Source organism: Microcoleus sp. AS-A8 (genome assembly GCA_039962225.1).
Taxonomy (GTDB): domain Bacteria; phylum Cyanobacteriota; class Cyanobacteriia; order Cyanobacteriales; family Coleofasciculaceae; genus Allocoleopsis.
In genome coordinates this window covers 73,192-92,339 of the sequence record JAMPKV010000008.1, presented here as the reverse complement: position 1 = coordinate 92,339, position 19,148 = coordinate 73,192, and the positions used below count along the sequence as shown (strand labels likewise).

The following is a 19,148-nucleotide window of genomic DNA, read 5'->3' as shown; positions in this document are numbered from 1 at the left end:
AGTGCGATCGCATTCAAACCTAAAAGATTACTAAAATACCCGCATTTGCCACCAAGGAGTATTTTGGGGTTCTTTCTGAAGCATTCGGGCTTTACTCTGAAGAGTTGGTATTTCTTCACCTCATCTGAAGTAGATATCAGCATCACTAGGAGCAAACGGCATAGCCAATATCTAGCATTTCAAGTCGTGAAGTCAGAAGGAAGTTAGGGTTTTGCTGAATTAATTACATCTTCTACTAAATGATACGCTTCCTTTAATGACATTTTGCCACTTTCTACAGCGTTTATTAAACCTTGAGCATCCTCTGGACTGATTAGATCAAACTTTACTGGTTCTTTCAAGAAAGTGTAAAACTGGTTCTTATCATTTTCCCCTAAATTAGATGCCTTTTCTTTAGCTTCAATATCCCTTAGGTTTTCCTCTATTTGAATTCGTATTTGATCTCTTTTTCCTTCGTCATAAGTGCCATCAAACAGCATCTTCTTGATTCCTACGAGAGCCAGTCCACCTAAGGCAGCACCGCCAGCAACTACTGCTACGGGAGCGGCAACTGGAATCAGCCCAAAGAATATAGCACTAGCTCCCAAAACAGAAGCAGCATAGCCAGCACCAGCAGCACCTACAACACCAACTCCAATATCAGCTAAAATTCCTAGCCTATCCTGGGGATTTTTTTCCAGTTCCTCAAGTGCTTTAAGAAGTTGCTCTTTAGTTAGGGTTTTATTTCCAAACATATCAGAATTCCTGATTTAAGTTGATTTAATTTTTCTTTAGGCAGTAATAACGTTGCGGAAGATAGCATTGAAAATATCAATAAATAATTTGAAAAAATCCCTGGCAATTTCAATAATGTCTTGGGCAACTCCAATTATTCCTTCATTGACTTCTTTGCCTTTATCCAGTCTGTGTCCAGCGATCGCACCAATAGTTATCCCCAATACTGTTGCCAATGGTGCTAACACTGACCCTAGAACTGGTACAGAATTCACCAAGAGTCCTACAGCAGCGCCTAGAGCAACACCCATAGCTAAATTAGGATGTGCCTTGATAAACTCAATGATTTTGAGCAGAATGATTTTTCCGACAGCTAGAACTTTGTTGCCAGATTTTTTTGTATAGCTAGCAAGCTCATGGAGTCTGATAGTTACCTCATGGGGTAAGCCACTGTCAACTAACCATGCATACAGCTCACTGCTGCTCATTGAATCAGCATCTACTTGCCAGAGAGCCATCTTTAAATTGGCTTGAGCTGTCGATACTATTTGTCCTGTCATTTTTTTATATCCGTAGAAACTTCCGCAATAGCTGAAATCAGTGTATATAAATATGATCGGGTACAATTTTTGTTTTTTCTAGGCGGAAAAAGTAGGATTTACTGAAACTTCTTCAAATCTTTAATTATCTAAATAGGGCGGAAAAAGTAGGATATTGTAGAGGAACGCTGTCGCCTGGTAACACTATTAGGAATATCCTCAGAGACAAAGGTTTAGTTGAAGAGGATTCATGGCAAGACTTGATTAATGCCTACCGAGGCAACCCTTTATGGTTAAAGATAGTTGCTACACTGATTCAAGACTTATTTAATGGTAGAGCATCTGAGTATTTAAAATATAAAAACCTGTTATTGTGCGAGGATTTAAAAGCTATATTAAATCAGCAGTTTCAGCGGTTGTCGGCTGTAGAAAAAGAGGTGATGTCCTGCCTTAGTAACCAAGTAGAGTCTGTTTCCACTACCAAATTGATAGAAGAAATACCATTATCCCCCTCCGAGTTATTCAGTTCGCTTCAATCTCTAGAACGACGCTCATTGATTGAAAAACAGATAGGGGACAATCAAATGGTTTTTAGTCTCGTACCTGTGGTGAAACAATATGTAAAAACTCAATATTCCCATAGCAATGAATAAGGTGCGAATACTGGCTGTTCAGATCCCCGACTTCTTGAAGAAGTCGGGGATCTTGGCGTTTAATTGCAGGATGTACGATGCAAAGCTAGCCGTGAAGTCGTTACAATACGTTATTACTCCGCCAAAGACTTCCTATGGTACAAGCTCCCGCACCGATTACCACGACTGACCTTGCTACATTAGCCATTGATGCGATCGCTCGTGCTGGATGCGAGTACGGGGATGTCCGTTTTTGCACCTACCGCAGTCAGAATCTTTTCGCACGCGATCGCTCCCTCAGTCAACTTTCCGATAATGTCAGTTCTGGCTTTGGGGTGCGGGTTCTGTTAGATGGTGCTTGGGGATTCGCCGCTAGTCCCTATAAAACCCCAGCAGAAGTAGAACGAATTGTCGCTTTAGCTGTAGAAATTGCTAAAGGTAGCCGCCTCTCTCAGCAAACACGGGTGCAATTAGCTCCTGTCAAAGCCTACCGCGATACTTACATTACTCCTATTGAGATTGACCCGTTTAGCGTACCGATTACCGAAAAAGCTGAGTTGTTGTTGCGCCTCAATGAACAGTTATTGCGTTATAGCGAGCACGGCATTAAAAAAGCTTACTCTTTCTTGCGTTTCACCCGCGAGGATAAAACCTTTGCCTCTACAGAAGGTTCCCTGATTCAGCAAACCATCTACCGCAGCTATCCAGGATTTGGGTGTACGGCGATCGCAAACGGTGATGCTCAAGAGCGCAACTACGAACGTCCCCCCCTAAACATTGGTTACGAGCATATCAATCCCGCAGACCTTTTGAGTCAGGTTGAACGAGTTGCCGAAGAAGCGATTGAAAAAGTATACGCGCCCAAAGGCCCCTCTGGTATTCGCACCACCCTGATCCTCAAACCCACCAATCTGTGGCTCACCATCCACGAATCTGTCGGACACCCCACAGAGCTGGATCGGGTATACGGCTACGAATCTAACTTTGCGGGAACCAGCTTCGCCACTACCGATAAATTAGGCAAGCTCCAGTATGCAGCACCTTGCGTGAATTTCCGGGCTGATCGCACTCAACCGGGGGGACGCGGTACGATGGGCTATGACGACGAAGGTGTGCCTGCACAAAGTTGGCCTATTGTCAAGGATGGTCTTTTAGTTGACTACCTCACTGACCGGGAAACCGCCTATCGACTAGGTCGCCCCAGCAGCAATGGTAGTGCCTATGCGGATAGTTGGTCGAGTTTGCCAATGGTACGGATTCCGAATTTAGGCTTGGAACCGGGGCTAGATGGGGGTAGCCACACTGCCACTCTCCAAGAGATGATTGCAGATACTGAGGACGGGATTTTAATTGATGGCGTTGGCAGCTTTTCTATTGACCAGCAGCGGCGTAACTTCCAATTTGGCGGGGATGCTTTCTGGAAGGTGGAGAAAGGCAAAGTGGTGGGCATGTTAAAGGATGTCACTTACCAGGCCATGACAACCGACTTTTGGAATAGCGTTGATGCGATCGGGCCAGCTTCCGAATGGAAGCAATGTGGCACCAATATTTGTGGTAAGGGTGAACCCATGCAACTAGCTCAGATGACCCATGCCTGCGTGCCGGTGCGGGTGCGCGATATTCAAATTGGCGGAGCCTCATAATTGAAGTGAGAATGCAAGCATCCCCAATTAGGAATGCCCCGCAAAATGCACTCGTGCCGCCTCCTACAACTTCAGGCCGTCATAGGAAGTAAGGTGCAAGATGGCTCAAAGGTCATAAACCTTACACTCAGAGGCACTCGGATTAGCAGCGCAGTACTCTTTAAAAGAGCTGTCTTGTGCTTCGATGGACGGATTCGCTACCCGATGATCCCGATCTGTAGCGTCTTGGTTTGATTCCGAATTTTCGCTATCGCGGAGGCCACGATCCGACTCACTTTCATTCTGAATATTTTGTTGTGTCATGATTACCTGTATCAGGATTTCCTCAGTACACTCCCATTAATAGGGTTTGTACCTCGCAGAATCGTCATTCTTTCGGAGGAAACGGTATTTAGAGCCTTGGATAATTTGTTTTAACTATTGAGATTGGCTCTTGGCTGTTCATCGTACAACCCCCTAAGAAATTTTAAGGAATAGTCCATTTTTTTAGTTCATCGGTTTTTTGAGATCAAAAGGTACAGATTTTTTAGTTAAAGATAGAATTTCAAGTTCGATTGTTAATCCTGAACCATTGGAGGATGAGCGTGACCTTAGCTACCGCACCCACACTTGTGGGTGAAGACCAAGCCCTAGAGTTGATTGAAACAGTCATCCAACAATCCGAAGCAGAAGGCGTCTTCGTCAGTCTCAGCGCTAACGAGTCGGCTCTCTCGCGCTTCTCAGAAAACCAGATGACGCAGAACCTCAGCCGAACTAAATTCAGCCTGAATATCACTAGTTATTTCGGTCAGCGCAGTGCTTCTGCCTCAACGACGGAACTAGAACCAGAGGCGATTACAGAGACTATCCGACGTTCAGAAGATTTGGCTCGTATTGCCCCAGAAGACCCAGAATGGGTGCCTTTACTTGAACCTCAAACTTATGAGCAGCGGACTCCGGCGTTTGATGAACAAACAGCAACTTTCTCACCCTTGGCACGCGGAGAAATCGTGCAGCGAGTGTGTGCGTTGAGTCGTCAGGCTGGAGTTGAGGGTTCTGGTACGCTGAGTACATCGGCTGTCTTGCAGGCTGTCGGGAATTCGCGGGGATTAAGAGCTTGCGATCGCGGCACTAATGCAGATTTTAGCTTTACGGCTCGGATTGAAGATGGCTCTAGTTGGGGTCAGCGTACTGCTTTTGGCGTAAACCAGTTACCCATAGAGTCTGTAACAGAGCAACTGATTCAGCGTGCCCTGAGTTCTCGCCAACCCCGTGAAGTGAGTCCTGGCAAGTATCCCGTAGTTTTCGATGGTGCAGCCTTTAAGGAGTTACTCGGTTGGGTGATGTGGAATTTGGATGCACGGGCGGCGGATGAGGGGCGATCGTTTATGTCCCACCCTGATGAGGCAGGCAACCGCTTGGGTGAGCAAATCTTTAGTCCTTTAGTACAGGTGCAACGTAATCCAGCTCACCCTCTATTGCAGTTCAGTACGTTTTTTGGGGATGGGTTGAGTAATCGCTATCTGGAGGTGATTAAAGACGGTATTCCTCAAGCTTTATCCTATAGCCGCTACTGGGCACAGCAGCAGGACAAAGAGCCGACGGGGGCAATGTATCCAGTTGTGATGTCGGGTTCCAACAAAACAATCGCTGACTTAATTGCTCAAACAGAGCGAGGAATTTTGGTTAACCGTGCCTGGTACGTGCGCTATGTCAATCCCAAGACGTTGGAGGTGACGGGGATGACGCGGGATGGTACGTTTTGGATTGAGGATGGTCGGATTGCTTATCCGATTAAGAATTTACGTTTTAACCAATGTCTACCGGATATGTTACGGGATGTGGATGCTGTGAGTAGCGTGCAGCGTTTTGGTAGCAGTGTGGTACCCGGGGTAAGGGTGAAGGAATTTAACTTCAGTAGCGTAACGGATAGTGTTTGACATTCCCACCTCCTGAAAGTTTTATCCAGTACAGTGCGGCAGAAATAACTGAGCAGCAAAAATTAGAGTTGCTGGTAGGGGCACGATCTGCTCGTGCCCGACGGTATGGTGGATGTTACTGAGAACGGCTAGAGTTTTAGCGATCGCATCCTTCAATTCTTTGCCAAGGCTTTTAAACTTCACTTACACACAAACTTCCACAATCTTTCTCCCACCGTGCCGTCTATAAAGAATTGCAAGGGTTCATTTTCGCTAAACTCCTCACGGTTCAAAAGTTCGGCTTGGGCATTGAATCTCGCTACTGCCTTGCGTCGCCATGCCCGTAGCGGACAACTCATCGACACAAAGGTCTTTTCTGCGACTATCCCAGCTTCATTCGGTTTGGCACGGACAGCCATCCGCCAAAATAAATAAGTATTATTGCTACCCTGCACGGATTCTGTATCAATATAGTAATCCGTCCCCTGGTCATCGCGAGTGACTAAAACCCAGTTTTCCGCAAGGGCGGGTAAGGTCGTCATCAAAGTGGCAAAGAGCGCGAGAAGGAGTATCCTGGGCATAAGTACACTTAAAAACAAAACCCTTGGCTCTAGGGAATGGCAGTAAGGGATGTGAATCCTGCCATAATGCTACTGAGTTTGTAGCTAAAAGCGTGCGGATAATTAGGCATCATTTCAGGGTTCCGTTAGGAGTTGGGTGCATAGAGTCCTAACCATCACTGACGTGTAAGGGCACAAATGGTCTCAAACTCATGTCTTCAGACACAAAGGAATAAACGGAGATTATCCGCTTGGCTGGCTTTTGCATTCCTCTGCCAGCCGTCTCTGCCTCTTCCTCTCTAAGGAGCCTGCAAAGCTTATGAAGAATCATCGGCTGCATTTCAATGTCTCTACATCAATTTCTGTTGTTGTCGCTACTTCCTAGTAGAGATGACCTGACATAACGCCCATCGTAATGACGGAAACACATCTGCTTCTGGAAAGCCAAGCCTAAACATACCTCTGCACTAAAGCAAGAACCTGTAACGCTTAACTGGCTTGATTCCGAGTGAATTCGAGTAGGCCAATTTAACATGAGCCAAGATATTCTACCAACAAATCCGGAGAAACCCCTGGGTGGACGCTACCAAATTATTAACAAACTAGGAGCAGGGGGGTTTGGTCGAACCTTTCTGGCAGAAGATTTACACCTTCCGGGTCATCCCCAATGTGTGGTCAAACAGCTCAAGCCCCAGACGAGTCAACCTGAAACACTGGCTATGGCGAGACGCCTGTTTGACACGGAAGCAGAAGTTCTCTATCAACTCGGTAATCATGACCAGATTCCTCGTCTACTAGCACACTTTGAGGACAATGAAGAGTTTTATCTGGCTCAGGAATTCATTGAAGGAGAGCCGTTAACCAAAGAGTTCGCTAAGGGTCAGCCGTGGACAGAATCTCAGGTCATTGAGCTGTTGCAAGATATTCTACAGGTGTTGGCGTTCGTCCATGAGCAACAGGTGATCCACCGCGACATTAAGCCCCCCAATTTGATTCGTCGCCAGGGTGATGGCAAAATTGTGCTGATTGATTTTGGTGCCGTGAAGCAAGTCAGCACTCAGGTTGTCAATCCCGAAACAGGGGAGACAAATTTAACCATTTCCATCGGCACGAAGGGTTACATGCCCAACGAGCAATTGGCGGGAACTCCTCGCTTTAGCAGCGATGTCTACGCCGCCGGTATGCTGGGCATTCAGGCATTAACTGGGGTTCACCCTAAATCCATGGCCGAAGACCCCCAAACAGGCGAAATGGTTTGGCGGGAACATGCCCCCCATGTCAGCCCAGAACTGGCTGGTATTTTGGACAAGATGGTGTGCTATGATTTCCGCGATCGCTACCCAGCCGCCGCTGATGCCTTGGCAGCACTCCAGAGTCTACTCGGTTCGCGTCAAGAGTCTGTGCTGATGACTCCGCCGTCTGGCCTAAGAGAAGCGCTACCCATTCAGGAACTACAACCTCGTCCTAATCAGCTAGCCTTGGCGGAGGAACCGACGGAATTGGAGACAAATCAAGAGGAAACTTACATTTGGCTGCCAACAGAATTCCCGGTTCATTCTTCAGAGGGTAGTAACGAGCCAACGGTATCTCTGTCTCAACGACAACCGTCCGCTGATGCTTCGCCAACCAGAGTGCCACCAAAGACTACACTCAAGTTAATCCCAAGGCAGTGGGTTCAACTCTGGCCTTGGCTGGCTGTCTTAACTGCTGTAGGTGTAACCTTCGTGGTCACCAAAACTGTACTTTCGCCCCAGTTTGCGGGTCGAGCCGTCAATCGTAGCGGTGTGCTGGCTGATCAACGTTCAACTCCGACGCCAACCCAATCGGCAACGCCCAAACCTCCACCGCGCAAGCTGACGGCTGAAGAACTCCAAAAGCAGGGAGAACGCTTGAAAACAGCCGGACAATACCAGGAAGCGCTAAAATTTTACGACCAAGCGATCGCACTTAAGCCTAAGTTTGCTGAAGCTTATGGTGGGCGCTGTTATTGTCTGAATAAGCTGGAAAAGTTTTCCGAAGCCATGGTGGCGTGCAATGATGCTCTTGACCTGAAGCCGAAATACCCAGAAGCGATGTGGGGTAAAGGCAATGGCTACCAGCAGCAAAGACGCCTAACCAAAGCCCTAGCACTCTATGAGCAAGCCATTATCAATAAACCCAAATTTGCTGAAGCCTGGGTGAGTCGGGGTATGGTACTCCAATCACTCGGTCGCTCCTATGAAGCGCTTTGGGCCGTGGATAGAGCGATTGATTTGGAGCGCAATTCTGCTGATGCTTGGACGACTAAAGGTAAAGCGCTCTGGGAACTCGGACGTTGGGACGAAGCGATTGTTGCTCTAGACAAGGCACTCCAACTTCAACCGAACCATCCACACGCCCTTAAACTGCGCCAACAGGCACGCAAAGAGATGGAGCGCTAGAGCGCAGGTTCCGTTGCAGGATTTGTAGCCTCTATTCGGTACCTACACCCCTGTTACAGCGAGCGTACCCCCCACTCCTACCGAAAAGGCTTTAGGCGAAATGCTGATACTGGAATTTTTCCAGCTGTAGGGTATGCCTTCTGAATCGCTGCTCATGCAAGGTTGATGACAACCTATTGCATCTCAGGAGCTAGTTCACAACACTCATATCTTGAATCAGCCACCGACCGTCTCTTCGCACCATGTCGTACCGAACTCGCAGATTATCATTGTAGGACTTATCTGGATTGGGCTGACCCCCTTGATAGAACTGAGCCGCTTCCTTCACAGCCGCATCTACCCTCGCCTGCTCAGGGTTAGCCTCACTGGTCTCAACCGAGTTGACTACCACATTATGCGTGTACTGCCAGGACGAATTATTTTGTTTATCTGTTTGAACTCGTTGCCGCCAGCGCGACAGAGCTGGCTCCGCGAGAATTTGATCTAATTGCTCGATTTGATAGTCTGAGCCGAAAGCCAGTTTCTTTGTGGACAGCCATGTTTCAATCACTTGTAGAGCTGTCTCCTGAGTCAGAGGGCCCGATGGAGCCCTCCCTTGATTGCCTGGTTCAGGAATAGGAATGGGAGGTTTTGATAGCTCTATCATTGGCTGTGGTCCTTTTAAGTCGGGCGCAGAAAAACCTTGTAGAGTTTTTTGTAGCCAACTCAGGGTGGCAATCAACAGCCAAATTAGAATTCCTGCTCCTACAACACTCGCTATGGTCATTAAAACGAGGCGTCTGACTTTTGAGGAAGACTTGGACTTGTCCGATGAAGTTTGAAGACGACCGGGGGGTAGACGCTTGAAGCTTTCTCCAGCCGACGATGGTACTCCTGCCCCAGCATCGGCTTGACGAGAACGAGTTGTTTGGGGTTCAGCTAAGCCTTTTTGGCGTTGTCGGCGCGGCGGCTTTCCAGAAGGCTCACGAGGTATTTCTGTAATGGTAGGCTCTCCCACCACTGAGAGTTGCTCTCCGACAGCGCTACGCGAACGGGAGGAAAGCGGTTGGGCGTCAGGCAGGGTTGACAAGCCTGGTTTAGATGAGTGTTCCGTCGCCGTACCCAACGTTGCCGTGCGGCTGGTTGTAGCAGAGGCCGCTTCTCGTCCACCCGTCCACTGGGAAGCTACAACCGTGGGTTCATTAACTGAGTAGCGTAAGCCTGAGTTTCCAGAAGCTTGCGCCTCACGCGATAAACTCCGACTCGATTCTGATACAGAGCCGATCTCTGACCGACGAAGCACCTGTGGCTCACTAACACTCTTGGAAGCTCTGGTTGAGGTATAGGCTGAATTCTGAGGTGGAACCACACTCCACTCGCTGTTGCTTTCCTCAGGTGACTCTGGCAGAGTTTCTAGATACCGTTGTACCTGTTCATCGGCAAAGTATTCCTTCAAAGATGCTTTTTGCTCAGCCAAGTCTCGAAAGTGAGGAAATACTGATTGTTGCAGCCAACGCTCCCCATACAGGCACAGTCCCGGCAACAAGTCTGGGGCACCCTGGGAATGTTCCCGAATAAAAGCCAGCGGTTCGTACTCTTGGCTAAGTTCTAAAGCCCGACTCGCTTCTTCGGTTTGACCCAACAGCAGGGCGCACACCGATTGTTCGAGATGAACATCCTGCCGTCTCCCCAAACGCATCAGCAACTGTTTAGCACGGGCGATTAAAGAAGGTTTTCTTTGGGCAAACCCTCGTGCCAGTAGGGCATAAACAGCCAGATAGGTTGCAACAGCGGAGGGACGTCGTGCTTCGGTTTCAAATAAGGTTTGTTGTTCAGCGGCACTGAGATAGGTTCGCAACTGTTGGATAAAGCGGAGAAAATCATCAACACTTAATCCGGATTGGTCGTCACCCGTGCCATCAATGCCCCCCCGCTCCTGTAGCATTTCTTGGAGCAGCCGTAAGCCATTACGCCGTTCTACAACAGTTTCTTCCGGTAAGGCTAATAGTTCTAGGATGCGGTAGGGACGCAGTTTGTAGAGATCTGATTTGATTTCCCCACGTAATGAAGGGAACAAGCCCTCCCGCAAGAGTAATTCTTGACCCGTTTCTAAGGAAGAGGCGGCATTTTCATACTGGCCCTGCTGCCATTGTTCGCGACCGAGTTCCAGACAGGCCAATGCGATCGTTAAAATAATGTCCGGTCGAACGAGTTGGGGGTCTCCCAAACGACCCTTATCCAAACTAATGCTGTCGCGGGTTCCAAGAATTGGGTTCCCTAATTTCAGCACGAGTTCGTATTCCCCAAGTTCTTGCAGAATCAGCAAGGCTCCAAGGAATTGCTCATGCTTGATTTCAATACTGGGAGTATGGGGGTCGATTGGGGCTTCTATGCCTTCGCCGCTGCCCGTAAAGCCCAGTGTTACAGATTGACCGGGTTCTTGTTCGTAAGTTTTGGTCAGAAAGCTCGCATCATAAGCTGAGCGCTGTTCGAGATCGCAGAGTACCGCGTAGGCTTCGTCCAGGAGTTGTTTGCGAGAGTTGATCGCCGCGTCCGAATACTCTCGGCGCGGCAATTGCAAGGCGCGATCGCGATAGGCTTGGCTTAGCTGTTCAGCAGTAGCCTGAATCGGCAATCCTAAAATTCGGTAGTAATCGAGCGGAATTCGCACGGTTCACTTCCCCAGCGATGCGAGCTTATCGAATTAACTTATAGTAGCCAATAGCGTTCTGTCTTTAACATGCTGTGGTTGCTGAACGGTTGCCTTTCGGAAACCAGCCCAGTCGCCCAGCCGCTTGGGACGAGTTGCTTTTGATATGTTAGTAATTCTAGCAATGCCCATGGCCTATCCCACGAGTGAGACTGTTTGATTTTAAACTAATGAGGCAATTTTGACGTCACTCAATCTGGAAGGGTGTCCGGACTGGAACTCGATTAGACCCGGAAATATGTAAGTATTCCTTTCTGGGTCAGTTTGACTCAACCTGACTTCAGCTTTATGAAGAAGCTGAACATTTGTTGAGAGAAAAATTATCCTATTGTTGCTGTGAGGTTACTATAATCCAATGGTTCAGGAACGAACTTTACCCGAATTCAACGCTGAGCAGGCCAATATTACCCGAGAAGAAGGTTTGCTCCTGTACGAAGATATGGTACTTGGTCGCTTGTTCGAGGACAAGTGTGCTGAGATGTACTACCGGGGCAAGATGTTTGGCTTTGTCCACCTCTATAACGGTCAAGAAGCAGTATCCACTGGCGTGATCCGGGCGATGCGCCAAGGTGAAGATTATGTCTGTAGCACCTATCGCGACCACGTCCATGCCTTAAGTGCGGGGGTTCCGGCACGGGAGGTGATGGCGGAGTTGTTTGGTAAGGAAACGGGTTGTAGTAAGGGGCGTGGTGGCTCGATGCACATGTTCTCGGCTCAACATCATCTGCTGGGGGGCTATGCCTTTGTGGCGGAGGGGATTCCTGTGGCGACGGGGGCGGCTTTCACCACCAAGTACCGGCGAGAAGCGTTGGGAGATGCTAGTGCTGATCGCGTATCCGCTTGCTTTTTTGGCGATGGTGCCTGCAATAATGGTCAGTTCTTTGAGTGTTTGAACATGGCAGCCCTGTGGAAACTGCCGATTCTCTATGTGGTGGAAAACAACAAGTGGGCCATTGGCATGGCTCACGAACGAGCCACTTCCGAGCCAGAGATTTACAAAAAAGCCAGTGCATTTGGTATGGCTGGGGTTGAAGTGGATGGCATGGATGTCTTGGCGGTGCGGGCGGTGGCTCAAGAGGCGATCGCTCGTGCTCGTGCTGGAGAAGGCCCCACTTTAATTGAAGCGCTCACCTACCGCTTCCGAGGTCACTCTCTGGCTGATCCCGATGAACTTCGCTCCAAAGAAGAGAAGGAATTCTGGTTCCCCAAAGACCCGATTAAAAAGCTAGCGGCTTACCTCACAGAACACAATCTAGCCGACGGGGAAGAACTTTCGGGCATTGATCATCGCATTCAGGAATTGATTAATGAGGCGGTTCAATTTGCCGAAACTAGCCCAGAACCCGATCCGAGCGAATTGTACCGCTACATTTTTGCGGGGGATAGCTGAAACGGGTTGCTGATCATGTCGGCTTTTCTTAACCTGTTCAGGACGGAGTGAAGCCAATCCTGCAATCCCAGTAACGATCACAAGGAGAGCGCCAGTTTCCCGATCTAGGAAAACAGCGCTCTCCGAATATGTTAATTTTTTTATATTTTTATAGGTTTAGGGTCTTTATATCGGCTGACCCCATATTAAATTCTTAAATTACTTTGCCACGAACTCCCGGAAATCCAGAAATTCATAATCTTTTCTTTGTATTACACCCTGTATCGATTTGTATTACCGCTAGTTCGCTAGGAGAGGACACGGGGAGGGGATGAAGCCCCTTAGCGTAGGCTAACAGCTAAGAGAATATCTCGTCTTAAAGAAACAATCCTCCTTCCCGGTCTTGAGGTTGCCTTGCTCTCTTGAACGACAAGTGAACCTAGCAACATTAAGACCTTTCCCTACAAAGAGAAATTTCTCCGCGTCCCCTACTCTCCAAATGCCCACTTCCTCTTGTGTGAACTGGGTTTAGACTAAATGAGGCACCGGGGCAACAGATCCAGAAGGCCGAATTTGGTATTTGACCAAATTAGCCAGATCCTGTAATTGACTGATGGCTTCAGCCCCTTCAAGCTTCATCAGCTCTCGGTCATCCCGCATTTCCGTCCACGTAATACCGTAATCTGACACTAAAAAACGGATCAGGTGGTTATCTCCCAGACTGACCATAAACGATGCGCTGTTCATTTGGCTTCCGCAGGTATAGCAGGAAGCGAGATAGCCTCGGTTTTCTAGTACAGTCGCCAAGGCTTGGAGATTCATCACCAAATCTTGAACGAATTGACGGTGTTGCTCTGCAAGTCGTATGAACACGTTAGTCCTCCAAACACCACTCCTAAAATTTTAAATCTTTTATACTTTCTTAAGAATTTACTTTTCATCTCCTCTAGGGAGAGGTCGGTTGAAAATTTAAAAAAGTTTCGAGCAATCGAGTAGATTTCCGTAAACCTTGCACCAGATTAGTCGGTCAGTGGTAGCGTTAAAGTATCAATAGCGACAGTCACTGACGGTTTCTTGAATGCTAGAGCTTAGCGGTCTCGATCCGGTTCTATCTCAAGAAGGACTTGTTGGTCAAGCCCGGTGAAGCGATAGAGCAAAATTCTTCAGCTCAACTCAACTGATAGAGATTAGTTATCGGTTTGGGTTAACCGAAACTTGAATTTTCTCACAAGCCAAGTTTCACACCAGCAGATGCTAGAGAGCTAATACTAATTGACTTGCCACCAACCCAAAGTCGGTCCAATCAACCGAATAGTCAGCCAGTAGACCACCAGAAAGGCGATTCCCACCCAAGCTCCCTTCGTCGTCCATTTGACAAATTGTTCACCCTGGCTTTTGGTAATTGGCAGCCAGGTAAAGATATTCGCTTCTTGACCGTACTTTTCTCCAAGTGTGGCTTTACGCCGTTTAGCTTCACCCATGATTACTCTGTTTTAATGAATTGAGTATTGATCATAACGCTCTAGATGAGTTTTATTAGCAGATGGTTTACGAAAAGAAAAGTGATCACTCCAGGATAGTTAAGATAATTTAATGTTACTTGGCGGTTAGAGGCGATCCCAGAAGAGATGGTAGGAGTCGGTTGAGCCAAATCAATTGAAAAGACCCAACACGACCTTAAAGCCAGCGTTCGGGTGCCATCGGGGTGTTTGATTTAAACCAACTGGCGTCTAGATAGTTAATCCGGGCAAAGGGGCTGAGGGCGGATAGAACTTGAGAGCCGTAACTGCGGTGGTTCACGCGGTTGTCGAGGAGAGCCACGACGCCTTGAGAGTTTCGCACGGGCGCGATCGCATGTTGTAATTCCCTCAAAGCGGCAGGCAACAGATATAAACGAAACCAATCTAATCGCCGCTGCTTATAGTAAGCCACTTGACCGGCAACCAGAGGATTTTCCAGCGAAGGGATGGGTAAGGTAGCAATGACCAGCAGTTGAGGAAGCGGTAGAGCCGATTGATGAGTGCGCCAGAATTCCCAGCCGGTGACGAGGATGCCTTGGTCATCGAGAGAGGTCTTTTCCACCTGCACGCGTGTTCCCCATTCAGCCGCCAAAATAGCTCCTAGTTGCGCTTTAAGCGGTACATCGCCCACCAAGAGAACAGCTAAACCCTGACTCTGGGAATTGAAGCTGAGTAGAGTGCGAACCTGTTGAATCAGGGCGTCTTGAAATCGCGGCGTATTCGGCATCGGTAGCCCATCTGGCAGATACAGATGAATCAGTTCGCGTTGTCGGTCGGGAGAAAACTTCAAGCACGTCAATTCTCCTAAGCCCATCTGCTGACGGTAGACAGACGCTGAAGTGTCTAAATCCAGCGCTTCTGCAATGAGTACCACGGGCTGTTGCGACCAAACTGAACCGAGTGCTGTCGCCACCTCTACAGGCCCACAGTACAACGAAAATTGACCGGAGCCTCGCGCAATCGTAGCCCACAATAACTGGCCTGAGCGTTGCCAGCCCTGCCAAAAGTGTTTCCAGGCTTTTGGCAGATAAGAATATTGATTGTCATCGACAGTCGACTGTAGTGCTTGAAACAGTAGCCGCAAGGTATCTTGCTCGGCTGCCTCCAGCAGACAGCACTCGTAAGGATTAGGCGGGTGTACAAAGATGGATTTGGTCAATCGCACACGCATGTCCCGGATGAAGTCAGCCTGTTTGGGGCAGGCTAGCATTAGTTCGTCCCAATCCGCAGGCTGGATGCAGGCTCGAAGCTGCTCACGAACCCATCCTTCCAAGTCATCGGCACCATCAATCAGGGTTGGGATACCGGGAGGAAACCGCTGGAGACCTTCCAGTCGGTCTGCCAGCCAAGCCGCTGGGGAGGTAATTAATAGCCCCTTGAACCGTTCATCCGGAAAAGCATCTCCTGTGTGAATTGGCTTATCTGTCCCCATCCACTGTTGCAGTCGAGGAATTTCCACCCGTAGCAACCACTGCTGTACGGATACAGGTGCCACGAGAACGACGGGCCCTGGCCAGAGTAAGGCAGGTGCCAGATAACTCAGACGATACGAGCCATGAGTGCTGCCTGTCTGAATCAAGGCAGAACGCGATCGCCGCAAAGCTCGTGCGACTAGCCGTGCCATTGTCAAATGATGAGGCCAACTGGGTTGACCCTGCTCGCGCAGAAAGGCACGTAGAGAGGAATGGACTTCTACTTCAATCACGCAGACCTAGCGTCTGAACGCCCCTAGAAATGAACACCAACCCTCAATTAGCTCTACCTATGCTATAAACCTGAGCAATCTTGGGGTGGCAATGACACCACTTCCCATTATGCCAGGGGGAAATCTGAGGGGCTTGCGTCTGGGGAGTAGGGGGTTGGAGACGGGAATCAGAATTGCTCGAATCTTAGAGCGACATTTTCTTAATAATCCCCTTGAAAAAATGCCACAGGAATTGCAGTGAACAATAGCGGAAAAGTCGAACTCACGGGTTCAGAATTCCGGGTAGAAAACGGTGATGTAGTGGCAAATAAGCTGACAGCCAAAACTTTAAAACTATCTGCTAACCAAAATATCACATTAGTAGAGAGCCAACTCCACGCGACGGAAGAAATACAGTTGTTGGCGCAAGATACAGTGCAAGTGCGCGATAGTGTCGAGCAACCTTTTATCGCTCAATCTGGAGGAAGCATCAAGATTCAAGGCACTGAGAAATCCGGTTGTTACCAATCCAACAAACCCAACCAATCCAGGGGTTACCGACTTAACAACCCCAAGCAATTCGGTTATTGCGACCAATTCTTCAACATCTGATACGTCAAACAACACGACAAATCAAACGGATAATTCCCCAACAGAATTTGAGACAAAGACGCAAACTGATACCTCTAATGCCTCTTCATTTTTTATTGGCTATACGGAAAATATTCTTGATGTTAGCGTAGATAGTTGTGCGACTCCTTGTCATGGAACGGAGTTGAGAGTTAATCGCGAGGGCAAGTTAGAAATTATAGGCTCTTGCCTGCCAATAAGAGAGAATGAAAAAGATAGAAATCTGTCTAAAATAAATTTTATTTAGGGGAATTTCATGAGCGTTTCATTCCCTGAACTGCAACTGACGCCGCTGCAATCCTTGGAAAAGAATTATGAAAAATTGCCAACTATCGGCAGCCAAAGGTTCTAAATAGAAGTAAGGGTGATTACCGATATAGAGACGTTAAGGCAGTTTATTTGGCCTTGAACCGGGTTGGCAACATTCAACACATTTGAGTAAGACGACGATGAAACGAGCAACAGTCGGTATGAGTGGGTTGATCACAAAGGTTCTAGATGCGATCGCCCCAAAAGTTGGTAGGCTTACAGCAAGTGCGCTCCCCTTCGAGATAGCGAGTTCCTTCTTAGCTGCTTCGCTCATACTTTACGTCCCACAGCAAGCCTTAGGGCAAATTAGTGCAGAACCCGGTTCTAACACCTCCGTTAACCTGAACGGCAATACCTTTGATATCACTGGCGGACAAGTATCGGGTGCTGGAACTGAGCAGAATCTCTTTCATAGCTTCCAGCAGTTTGGCTTGAATCAAAACCAGATTTCCAATTTTCTAGCGAACCCGAATATTCGTAATATCTTAGGTCGGGTTGTGAGTGGCGAACCCTCCTTGATTAACGGCCTGATTCAAGTTACGGTGCAGGGAGGAAGCGGGACTCCGAATCTTTACCTAATGAATCCCGCCGGAATTATTTTTGGCGCAAATGCCAGCTTGAATGTGCCTGCTAGCTTCACTGCCACCACCGCTACAAGTATTGGTTTTGACAATAACTGGTTTAATGCCAGTGGTGTTAATAATTATGCAGCATTAGTGGGCACCCCCAACCAGTTTGCTTTCTCAACTTCACAGCCAGGAGCAATTGTCAATGCAGCTAACCTGGATAACCCGAACGGAGACTTAATGTTGTTGGGCGGCACTGTTGCCAGTACTAATCAACTCAATGCTAAACCGACGAACGGATTCGATTCACCACCGGTAGGGGGTCAAATTACGGTTGCGGCAATACCAGGTACAAGTTTTGTGCGTATTAGCCAAAACGGGCAGCTACTCAGTCTGGAAGTCCAACCCCTAACAGCAGCGAGTACGATGCCAGCTAACTGGACGTTACCGATTCAGTCTCTACCAGAATTACTCACAGGTGGTAGTGGGGGAAATGCTACCGGACTGACGGTGAATAGCCAGGGACAGGTAGAACTGACAGGCTCTAATGTACTGGTGGGAAACGGTGATGTAGTGGTTAACAAGATTGGTAGAGATTCCTTTATGCATGGGGGTTCCGTAACGATGTCTGCCCCAGGCAAGATTATCACAGGAGATATTAGAACTACGGCAGGTTCTGTAGACTTGTCTGCTACGGGCAACATCACAACAGGAAATATTCACACCGGGGGACTCAGTTATGCGGGCTATAGCTCTGTAAAATTGACTTCTACAAACGGCAATATAGTCGTTAAAACAATTGATGCAGGAGCGAATGGAATTGATATTAGAGCCGCTGGTCTTTTTCAGGCTATAGGTTCTGTTGACAACGGTGGCTTTATTGATGGATACATCACATCTCCTAATGCCAATCCCAGTTTAAGCTCATTCCTGGATAGTAAGGGGATTCAAGTTAATCCTAACCAATTAGTAAGGATAAAATTCGCGGACGCTCTTCCTATCAGTATTATTGGCAGACCTGCTGGTGGTAGTAATAATGCCCCCATCACGATTCGATATGGTGATGCATCAAGAACTCTCATCGATCAGACCTTTCCTATTGGCAGTGGGACGAGTCGCATCCTGGTTCAAGGTGGAAATGCTGGTTTTTATAGTGGGCCAAAAATTAGCGGTAGGGTTGTCCCTGGCAATGATGAATTTGTCTTAAGGGATGGTACTTCTTATGTACCGATTACTCCTAATAATTATAACCGTGACATTGTTAAAAATGAAATCTATGAACCTTTAGTATTTTCTTCACAAGCTTTTCCTGCTGATGGTAGCGGTACTGTTGGTGCAATTGTTGTAGGCGCTGGCAGCAATGGTAGTTTTTATGGAGGGACTCAAAATATAGCTTTTGATCCAGTTCCAGTTACTCCTAATCCTACCAATCCTACGGTTCCAAACAATCCGACAACTCCCACCAATCCGGTTATTGTCACCGACCCTGTAATTGACCCGATAACTCCAATCAATCCGGTTATTGCTACTGACCAGACAACCCCAAACAATCCAGTTATTGCGACTAATTCTTCAACCTCTGATACATCAAACAGCACAACAACTCAAACGGATAACCCCCCTACAGAATTAGAGACGAAGATGCAATCTGATACCTCTACTACCTCTTCATCTGTAGTTAGCTATACGGATAATATTCTTGATGTGAGCTTAGAGAGTTTTGCGTCTCCCTGTCATGGAACCGAGTTGAGAGCAAATAGCGAGGGCAAGTTAGAAATTATAGGCTCTTGTCTGCCAAGGAGAGAGAAGAAAGAGGATAAAAAGGTGTCGGAAGTAAATTTATTTGAAGGGAGTTTCATGGGCGTTTTATTCCCTGAAGTTCAACTGACGCCCCTACAATCTTTGGAAAAGAATTATGAAAAATTGCCAGCTATCGAAAGTCATAGGTTTTAATTAGACATTCAGGTGATTACCG

16 protein-coding genes are annotated in these 19,148 nt (G+C 47.8%); 7 read left to right on the top strand and 9 right to left on the bottom strand.

Annotated elements, in window-relative coordinates; all coding sequences use genetic code 11:
* Positions 1 to 203: 203 nt before the first annotated feature.
* Together NDI48_14450 and NDI48_14445 are read right to left on the bottom strand one after the other, a co-directional pair.
* Positions 204 to 734 carry a hypothetical protein gene (locus NDI48_14450; GenBank protein MEP0832373.1) on the bottom strand — a complete coding sequence of 177 codons (531 nt, stop codon included), beginning with the start codon at positions 732 to 734 and terminating at the stop codon, positions 204 to 206.
* 36 nt (positions 735 to 770) lie between these two features.
* Entirely contained in the window at positions 771 to 1,274 is a 504-nt protein-coding gene (locus tag NDI48_14445; protein MEP0832372.1) for a DUF2273 domain-containing protein, read from the bottom strand.
* A 239-nt stretch (positions 1,275 to 1,513) separates the two neighbouring features.
* Here NDI48_14445 and NDI48_14440 point away from each other — a divergent pair, with 239 nt between their 5' ends.
* Together NDI48_14440 and NDI48_14435 are read left to right on the top strand one after the other, a co-directional pair.
* Complete coding sequence (locus NDI48_14440; protein MEP0832371.1) at positions 1,514 to 1,906, top strand: hypothetical protein; 393 nt, start codon at positions 1,514 to 1,516, stop codon at positions 1,904 to 1,906.
* A 134-nt stretch (positions 1,907 to 2,040) separates the two neighbouring features.
* Positions 2,041 to 3,528: a TldD/PmbA family protein gene (locus tag NDI48_14435; GenBank protein MEP0832370.1), complete on the top strand. Its 1,488-nt coding sequence runs from the start codon at positions 2,041 to 2,043 to the stop codon at positions 3,526 to 3,528.
* 105 nt (positions 3,529 to 3,633) lie between these two features.
* Here NDI48_14435 and NDI48_14430 read toward each other — a convergent pair whose 3' ends face one another.
* A complete protein-coding gene (locus NDI48_14430) occupies positions 3,634 to 3,831 on the bottom strand; it encodes a Calvin cycle protein CP12 (GenBank protein ID MEP0832369.1) in 198 nt (65 codons plus the stop codon).
* 275 nt (positions 3,832 to 4,106) lie between these two features.
* Between NDI48_14430 and NDI48_14425 the strand changes: the two genes are divergently transcribed.
* Positions 4,107 to 5,447 carry a TldD/PmbA family protein gene (locus NDI48_14425; protein ID MEP0832368.1) on the top strand — a complete coding sequence of 447 codons (1,341 nt, stop codon included), beginning with the start codon at positions 4,107 to 4,109 and terminating at the stop codon, positions 5,445 to 5,447.
* 21 nt (positions 5,448 to 5,468) lie between these two features.
* Here the strand turns inward: NDI48_14425 and NDI48_14420 are convergent, their stop codons facing one another.
* Positions 5,469 to 5,630: a hypothetical protein gene (locus NDI48_14420; protein MEP0832367.1), complete on the bottom strand. Its 162-nt coding sequence runs from the start codon at positions 5,628 to 5,630 to the stop codon at positions 5,469 to 5,471.
* Positions 5,627 to 6,007, bottom strand: a complete 381-nt coding sequence (locus tag NDI48_14415) for a hypothetical protein (GenBank protein MEP0832366.1) — start codon at positions 6,005 to 6,007, stop codon at positions 5,627 to 5,629. The genes NDI48_14420 and NDI48_14415 overlap by 4 nt, the downstream gene beginning before the upstream one ends.
* A 512-nt stretch (positions 6,008 to 6,519) precedes the next feature.
* On the opposite strand from NDI48_14415, the gene NDI48_14410 reads away from it, so the two are divergent.
* Positions 6,520 to 8,406: a serine/threonine-protein kinase gene (locus NDI48_14410; GenBank protein ID MEP0832365.1), complete on the top strand. Its 1,887-nt coding sequence runs from the start codon at positions 6,520 to 6,522 to the stop codon at positions 8,404 to 8,406.
* 190 nt (positions 8,407 to 8,596) lie between these two features.
* On the opposite strand, the gene NDI48_14405 is transcribed toward NDI48_14410, so the two are convergent.
* Complete coding sequence (locus NDI48_14405) at positions 8,597 to 11,056, bottom strand: IMS domain-containing protein (protein MEP0832364.1); 2,460 nt, start codon at positions 11,054 to 11,056, stop codon at positions 8,597 to 8,599.
* Positions 11,057 to 11,450: 394 nt separating this feature from the next.
* Between NDI48_14405 and pdhA the strand changes: the two genes are divergently transcribed.
* Positions 11,451 to 12,485, top strand: coding sequence for a pyruvate dehydrogenase (acetyl-transferring) E1 component subunit alpha (pdhA, locus tag NDI48_14400; GenBank protein ID MEP0832363.1), 1,035 nt, complete (start codon positions 11,451 to 11,453; stop codon positions 12,483 to 12,485).
* A gap of 507 nt (positions 12,486 to 12,992) precedes the next feature.
* Here the strand turns inward: pdhA and NDI48_14395 are convergent.
* From NDI48_14395 to NDI48_14385, 3 genes are all read right to left on the bottom strand, one after another.
* Positions 12,993 to 13,337 carry a DUF1815 family protein gene (locus NDI48_14395; GenBank protein MEP0832362.1) on the bottom strand — a complete coding sequence of 115 codons (345 nt, stop codon included), beginning with the start codon at positions 13,335 to 13,337 and terminating at the stop codon, positions 12,993 to 12,995.
* Between the two features lie 395 nt (positions 13,338 to 13,732).
* Positions 13,733 to 13,945 carry a DUF2839 domain-containing protein gene (locus tag NDI48_14390; protein ID MEP0832361.1) on the bottom strand — a complete coding sequence of 71 codons (213 nt, stop codon included), beginning with the start codon at positions 13,943 to 13,945 and terminating at the stop codon, positions 13,733 to 13,735.
* Between the two features lie 196 nt (positions 13,946 to 14,141).
* A complete protein-coding gene (locus NDI48_14385) occupies positions 14,142 to 15,689 on the bottom strand; it encodes an ATP-dependent DNA helicase (protein ID MEP0832360.1) in 1,548 nt (515 codons plus the stop codon).
* Positions 15,690 to 15,926: 237 nt separating this feature from the next.
* Here NDI48_14385 and NDI48_14380 point away from each other — a divergent pair, with 237 nt between their 5' ends.
* On the top strand, positions 15,927 to 16,280 hold the full coding sequence (locus NDI48_14380; GenBank protein MEP0832359.1) for a hypothetical protein: 354 nt from the start codon (positions 15,927 to 15,929) through the stop codon (positions 16,278 to 16,280).
* A gap of 467 nt (positions 16,281 to 16,747) precedes the next feature.
* Entirely contained in the window at positions 16,748 to 19,126 is a 2,379-nt protein-coding gene (locus tag NDI48_14375; protein ID MEP0832358.1) for a filamentous hemagglutinin N-terminal domain-containing protein, read from the top strand.
* Positions 19,127 to 19,148 lie beyond the last annotated feature (22 nt).

Bases quoted from the DNA above. Each gene is read 5' to 3' on its own strand.
- NDI48_14415 (MEP0832366.1), bottom strand. From the start codon at position 6,007: ATGCCCAGGATACTCCTTCTCGCGCTCTTTGCCACTTTGATGACGACC.
- NDI48_14425 (MEP0832368.1), top strand. From the start codon at position 4,107: ATGAGCGTGACCTTAGCTACCGCACCCACACTTGTGGGTGAAGACCAA.
- NDI48_14410 (MEP0832365.1), top strand. From the start codon at position 6,520: ATGAGCCAAGATATTCTACCAACAAATCCGGAGAAACCCCTGGGTGGA.
- NDI48_14450 (MEP0832373.1), bottom strand. From the start codon at position 734: ATGTTTGGAAATAAAACCCTAACTAAAGAGCAACTTCTTAAAGCACTT.
- NDI48_14435 (MEP0832370.1), top strand. From the start codon at position 2,041: ATGGTACAAGCTCCCGCACCGATTACCACGACTGACCTTGCTACATTA.
- NDI48_14430 (MEP0832369.1), bottom strand. From the start codon at position 3,831: ATGACACAACAAAATATTCAGAATGAAAGTGAGTCGGATCGTGGCCTC.
- NDI48_14445 (MEP0832372.1), bottom strand. From the start codon at position 1,274: ATGACAGGACAAATAGTATCGACAGCTCAAGCCAATTTAAAGATGGCT.
- pdhA (MEP0832363.1), top strand. From the start codon at position 11,451: ATGGTTCAGGAACGAACTTTACCCGAATTCAACGCTGAGCAGGCCAAT.
- NDI48_14390 (MEP0832361.1), bottom strand. From the start codon at position 13,945: ATGGGTGAAGCTAAACGGCGTAAAGCCACACTTGGAGAAAAGTACGGT.
- NDI48_14375 (MEP0832358.1), top strand. From the start codon at position 16,748: ATGAAACGAGCAACAGTCGGTATGAGTGGGTTGATCACAAAGGTTCTA.